Origin of the sequence: Aeromonas sobria, from assembly GCF_050266975.1 — a bacterium.
In the GTDB taxonomy this organism is placed as follows: domain Bacteria; phylum Pseudomonadota; class Gammaproteobacteria; order Enterobacterales; family Aeromonadaceae; genus Aeromonas; species Aeromonas sobria_B.
Map to the genome: position 1 here is coordinate 1 of NZ_JBKISU010000072.1, position 1610 is coordinate 1610.

At 49.7% G+C, this 1610-nt stretch carries 2 protein-coding genes; both read left to right on the forward strand.

The genetic code is table 11. The features are described 5' to 3' along the window. Positions 1 to 146: 146 nt before the first annotated feature. The gene (locus tag ACLHZ1_RS20435) at positions 147 to 578 is read left to right on the forward strand and encodes a hypothetical protein (protein ID WP_427263520.1); all 432 of its coding nucleotides are present in this window, start codon (positions 147 to 149) and stop codon (positions 576 to 578) included. Positions 579 to 681: 103 nt separating this feature from the next. Next, positions 682 to 1401, forward strand: coding sequence for a hypothetical protein (locus ACLHZ1_RS20440; protein ID WP_427263521.1), 720 nt, complete (start codon positions 682 to 684; stop codon positions 1399 to 1401). The last annotated feature ends 209 nt before the right edge of the window (positions 1402 to 1610 follow it).

Below are 1610 nucleotides of genomic sequence, written 5' to 3' on the forward strand. Positions count from 1 at the left end.
ACCAAGGATGCGGCTTCCAGTTTGAATTCAGCAGTAAATGAGCGACGTAATCTGGTCATTGAACACCTCAGGTCTGGGTGGCGACTGTACCACCTAAAATGGTGTCCGGGATGATTAGACCACTACAAATGAAGGCAGACCCCCTCATGCGCTACTTTGTTGACGCTCGTAACGAGCTGGAGAAACAAGGCAAGTTGAGCGTTGCAACCAGCGCCCATCTCAAATCATTCTCCACTAGTGATATCCAGAAGTTCGGTCGACCTCCTATTGGGGCCACTTCTTTTTTTATTGGTGATCACCTCGGAGGCACGGGCTGGGAGGTAGAGCTAGCTGATGGAACAAAGGAAAAATACTATGTGGATCTGCCGTCGTCGCTCGGGGAAGTAAAGCAACATTTCACAAATTTCCCAGTTGCCAAAGCTCCAGAGCTTGCGAACCACAGCGTTGAAGAGTTGTGCACGATGTATATCGACAAGCTTCAAGAACTTGTGACCCAAGCGAAATCACATTTCCTTGCCGAACCAGAACAACCAAAACCTGCTCAACGGAGCAGGTCACATCTGAGGGTTGTTAAATGAGTGTGCATCAGAAAAAATGCCTAACTCGGCGTTCAACAGGGACGTCCATGCTCTGCATGGCCGCCCGTTAACTTTGACGTTAGATGCACCACAAGGAGTCCCAATGTCAGAAGACAGTCCCCCCAATGAGCTCAAAACCCAAGCAATCGACTACGTCGCCTCTGGTGCTAAGGCGGCCCTGGGCATTGTCCCCTTTGCTGGCTCTCTTCTTGCTGAGGTTGCGGGTGCAATCATTTCGAATCAGAGAATTGATCGCATAGCAGACTTCGCACTCAAGCTACAGGTCAGGATTGAGCAGTTGGAAGAGACTAGAGTGCGCTCTGAGTTAGATGATGAGGAATTCACGGATCTGCTTGAAGAGTCTTTGCGGCAGGCTTCTCGCGCCATCAGTGAGGAACGTCGAGGGTTTCTTGCCTCACTAGTAACAAGTAGTTTGACATCGGACGCCGTTAAACACGCCGAATCTAAGCACTTGATGCGTATTCTTGGTGAGCTCAATGACACCGAGGTTCTCTGGCTTCGTTTCTTCCACGTACCCGTAATAGATGGTGATAAAGAGTTTCGCAAACTTCATGCTGGAGTATTCAAGCCTGTGACAGCAGTTATTGGCTCAAGCCAAGAGGAACGGGATGACCATGCGCTGCAGCAAAGTTACAAAGATCACCTCGTTCGTCTTGGGCTTGTATCAGAGCGAATAAAGAAGAATCGTGAAGGAACGCCAGAGTACGACAAGTTCACTGGAAAACCTGCTGTGAGCTACCGTGAAGCAAGTCCGCTTGGTCGGCTGCTACTTAGAAGTATCGGCATGATTGCCGACGAGTAAAAAGCACATCTAACTAGTGGTTCAAACCGTTCGCTTCGCTCACTGGGACCGGCTAAAGCCGGCCCCTTAACCAAACGTTATGCGGGAATTCAGATAATAAGTGCGACACTCATGGATGAATGGCGAGAGGTGGCCAACTGCTGATTGGTGGTACCCTTCTGCTCGCCAAAGTAAAAGCAGTATCACCATGAGCTATCAGCAGTTGACCG